Annotated in this window: 4 protein-coding genes; 2 read left to right on the top strand and 2 right to left on the bottom strand. The window is 40.9% G+C overall.

The features are described 5' to 3' along the window. Window positions 1–105 precede the first annotated feature (105 nt). Both ACFPQ4_RS05345 and ACFPQ4_RS05340 read right to left on the bottom strand, forming a co-directional pair. Entirely contained in the window at window positions 106–375 is a 270-nt protein-coding gene (locus ACFPQ4_RS05345; protein ID WP_378110749.1) for a type II toxin-antitoxin system RelE family toxin, read from the bottom strand. After that, complete coding sequence (locus ACFPQ4_RS05340; RefSeq protein WP_378110748.1) at window positions 359–592, bottom strand: hypothetical protein; 234 nt, start codon at window positions 590–592, stop codon at window positions 359–361. The genes ACFPQ4_RS05345 and ACFPQ4_RS05340 overlap by 17 nt, the downstream gene beginning before the upstream one ends. 341 nt (window positions 593–933) lie before the next feature. Between ACFPQ4_RS05340 and ACFPQ4_RS05335 the strand changes: the two genes are divergently transcribed. Together ACFPQ4_RS05335 and ACFPQ4_RS05330 are read left to right on the top strand one after the other, a co-directional pair. Next, complete coding sequence (locus ACFPQ4_RS05335) at window positions 934–1,572, top strand: hypothetical protein (RefSeq protein ID WP_378110747.1); 639 nt, start codon at window positions 934–936, stop codon at window positions 1,570–1,572. A 1,547-nt stretch (window positions 1,573–3,119) separates the two neighbouring features. Then, a complete protein-coding gene (locus tag ACFPQ4_RS05330; protein ID WP_378110746.1) occupies window positions 3,120–3,503 on the top strand; it encodes a VOC family protein in 384 nt (127 codons plus the stop codon). Window positions 3,504–3,979: the final 476 nt, after the last annotated feature.

Genomic DNA, 3,979 nt, shown 5'->3' with positions numbered 1-3,979 from the left:
CACATCGATCCCCCTAAGATATGAGCTATCTAAGGGGGATCGACGTCGGGAATTCACGTACGTTAGGTGAAATTACTCGAAAGCAATTAATACTAAGATCAAATATCAAAGATCATTATATGCATCGCCTCGTGGGGCGATGTTGATTACAACGATTATTAATTGGTTGTCTTCAATGGTATAGAGGATTCTATAATTTCCAACACGAAGTCTATATAACGAGGATTCACCTTGTATCTTCTTAATATTAAGTTCAGGATTTCGAGGATTATCAGAGAGCAATTCAATATGAACAGAGATTCGCCTTCTAGTGTTTTGATCCAGTTTGTTGAGATATTTTAAGGATCTTTTGGACAATTCAATTTTGTAATTCATGTTTAATATCCTCGAATTTAATGGTTTTTCCTTCAAGGAAGTCTCTGCGTGCTTCATTGATTGCTTGGATGTCATCTTCCGTAAGCGGTTCATCATCAAATGGAATATGATAGTCTGCAGGATGAATTAGCCTTTTGACTAGATCAGCGACTAGAGGAATATCATTATCAGATAGTTTATCAATTAACTCATTAAGCTCTCTTTTACTGATTGCCATCAGAATCATCTCCTTATTAAGGATATGGTCAAGATCATTGATTTTAATACATTATAACACAGAGAGAAATTTGGGTGCCAAGCTTCGAAGCGAGTAACTTCACCTAACACCATATTCACGCATCGGGCATTCGCCCTCGGTCCGGCACGAAGTAAGAAGTTGAATCGGAGAGGCATTTCAGTATTCAGAGAAGCGATAGCAGCCGGACACATCCGCACCGACTAAGCGCATCGCGCCCGGCACCTTACGGTGCCTTAAGTCGGTAGGACGTCGTGAATACAAGAACGTTATAGGAAATCAGCGCAGAGCTTTAAAGAAAAAACCTTTAGAGGATGATACGAATGGATGATAACAAAGATAAAATAATCAAAAAAATTAATGTTGAGAAGCTCAATGTAGTTGATAAAGACGGAAACATAAAGATGACGTTATTTGGTGAGGGGAATATACCACCTGCAATAATGGACGGTGAGGATATTTTACCAGGTCATCGGCAGGATGAACCGCTCTCAGGAGTTTTGTTTTACAACGGTGAGGGTGATGAGTGCGGAGGATTGATATTTGGAAGTAAAAGGAATGAGAGTGGAGAATATCATTCAGGATTATCACTCACTTTTGATCAGTATAAACAGGATCAAATAATTCAAGTATACGTAGATGACAATAATGGTGATCAAAACTATGGTATTCAAATATATGATAGACCCAACATTCCCCTTCCAGAAGTAGTTGAACGCTTTAAGAATATTCAAAATATTACTGATGAATCCGAAAAGAAAGAAGCTTTAGAAAAATTAGCTAAAGGTCAACATCAGAGGATCTTTATGGGCAAGAACCTGAACGGAGATATAGCTGTTAGGTTAAGTGATAGCAATGGAAAGGAAAGGATTCGAATGGTAATTGATAAAGAAGATATACCTAGAATGGAATTTTTAGATGAGCAAGGCAATGTAATTTATAGCCTGCCTCCCAAATTATAAAGTTAAGTATTTCAAAGAAGGCGCTGACATCCTATAACACCATATTCACGCATCGGGCATTCGCCCTCGGTCCGGGCCGAAGTTAGAAGTTGATTCGAAGAGGTATTTCAGCAGCAAGGAAGTATAATCAGCCGGACACATCCGCACCACCTAACCGCATCGCGGCCGCCCCGTTGGGGCTTAAGGTGGTGGGACGTCGTGAATACAACAACGTTATCGGAAATTCTCGAGTGCAATAAGAGCGTTCAAATAAAGCTTAAAGAACCAAAACTACAACTAACCAATTAGTCGCGAGATAGTCCGGGAATTGATATTCTTCGGTGTCGCGGCTTTTTTTATGCGGATTTAAAGTGCGGATTTAGAAGGGCTGGGTTATAATTCCATTAAGAATACAGGCAGAACAAATGAAGAACAAAGACAGAAAAAGAACAAAGACAGAAGAAGTACAAAATAGATGAAGAACAAAGACAGATAATGAACAAAGACAGAAAAAGAACAAAGACAGATAATGAACAAAGACAGAAAAAGAACAAAGACAGATGAAGAACAAAGTCAGAAGAAGAACAATGACGTATGAAGAACAATGACGTATGAAGAACAAAGACAATTGAAGAACAAATGCGGATGAAGATCAAAGACAGGTGAAGTTCTAGATCAAGGACACTAGGAAGATCAAATTCTGATTTTGTGCGCGATACAAGAAGACGAGAACTTCCGATAACACCATATTCACGCTTCGGCAGACAAGCTGCCTCGGTCCACCCATTCGGGTGGACACATCCGAGAGACTAACTGCGCTTTGCGCAGCCGGTTTAGTGGATCGCTTCGCGGATCCTTTTCTACACCTTAAGCCTCTCAGACGTCGTGAATACAACAACGTTATACGCCATTGCCTAAGTAAGAACATCCATCCCAGACCCAAACCTGAAACCTGCATTTTCAGAGAGGAATCTCGAGGAAGAACTCAGACAATTCATATTAATTAGTTTCAATTCGCGAGCGAACTGATACTAAGGTGCAATATGAATTGTATGAGTGCAGGTTTCAGATCGTTTGGGTCGGGACCGAAAGATTCGTTAAGTGCTCTTAACTCTAATGAAGGCCTTGATTCAATAAACCAGATCAGGTACTTGTAAAGCCTCATTCCGACCCTTAGCTCGCTGCACCAATGGTACAGCGAGCTAGATGATACGGTCAGAACGAGACCTCAAGTACTGATCAAAGAATCAAGGACTTTAAGAGCACGAGTTAAGAGCGAGAGCAACGAATCTTTCTTGGATGACTCGAGGAAGCAGGCAACGGCGTATAACATAGGATTCACGCTTCGGGGGACAAGCCCCCTTCGGTCCGGCAGAAGTCCGAAGTAATTCGGAGAAGCATTTCAGTATGCGGGGAAGCGAACTCAGCCGGACACACCTGCACCACCTAACCGCGTCGCGGCCGGCTCTTTGAGCCTTAAGGTGGTGAGGCGTCGTGAATCCACGGACGTTAGATGAAACCGGTGTAAAACGTAATTAAAAAAATGAAAAGAAAAGAAGGTAGTTAATATGAGAATAGAACATATTGCCCTTTGGACAAAGGACATTGAACAAATGAAATTCTTCTATATGAAATACTTCAAAGGAATTTCTAATGATAAATATACGAATAAAGTGAAGCAATTTGAGTCTTACTTTTTAGTTTTCGAAGGTGGAGCAAGAATCGAATTGATGAGGAAACCGGACTTAATAAAACAAGAAAACAAGTTATCTTTATTTGGGTATGCACATATAGCATTTTCCGTTGGGAGTAAAGAAAGGGTACTGGAACTTACAGAAACATTAAGAATTGATGGATACACAATTTACAGTGAACCAAGAGTTACAGGAGATGGCTATTTTGAGAGTAGCATTCTTGATCCAGAAGGTAATGTAATTGAAATAACGATTTAATATCTAAAGCTTTGAATGTGAATCAAAGAGGTCACCGGCATCATCTAACACCATATTCACGCTACGGCAGACAAGCTGCCTCGGTCCGGCACGAAGATAGAAGTGGATTCGGAGAGGCATTTTCAGTAGCGGGGAAGCTGGATCAGCCGGACACATCCTACCACCTAACCGCATCGCGGCCGCCCCTTCGGGGCTTAAGGTGGTGGGACGTCGTGAATACAAGAACGTTAGGTGAAATCTCCGAGAGCGTAAGGGCGTCCAAAAACCTAATAGAATTAAGAACTTAATTTGATAGTCGCGAGTGATTCCGAGGGATATGTAAACTTCGGCTCCGCGACTTCTTTTTATGTCGAATTAAAGTGCGGATCTTGAAAGACTGGGTTATAATTCCATTATGGAGATAGCGAAAGTCCAAAGCCGATGAAGATCAAAAACTCATGAAGATCAAAAACTCATGAAGATCAAAAACTCATGAA

Origin of the sequence: Cohnella yongneupensis, from assembly GCF_042655785.1 — a bacterium.
GTDB classification, from domain to species: domain Bacteria; phylum Bacillota; class Bacilli; order Paenibacillales; family Paenibacillaceae; genus Cohnella; species Cohnella yongneupensis.
This window is presented reverse-complemented; position numbering and strand designations above follow the sequence as displayed.

Excerpts from the sequence above, each read along its gene's own strand:
- ACFPQ4_RS05345 (WP_378110749.1), bottom strand. The coding sequence starts at position 375 with ATGAATTACAAAATTGAATTGTCCAAAAGATCCTTAAAATATCTCAAC.
- ACFPQ4_RS05340 (WP_378110748.1), bottom strand. The coding sequence starts at position 592 with ATGGCAATCAGTAAAAGAGAGCTTAATGAGTTAATTGATAAACTATCT.
- ACFPQ4_RS05335 (WP_378110747.1), top strand. The coding sequence starts at position 934 with ATGGATGATAACAAAGATAAAATAATCAAAAAAATTAATGTTGAGAAG.
- ACFPQ4_RS05330 (WP_378110746.1), top strand. The coding sequence starts at position 3,120 with ATGAGAATAGAACATATTGCCCTTTGGACAAAGGACATTGAACAAATG.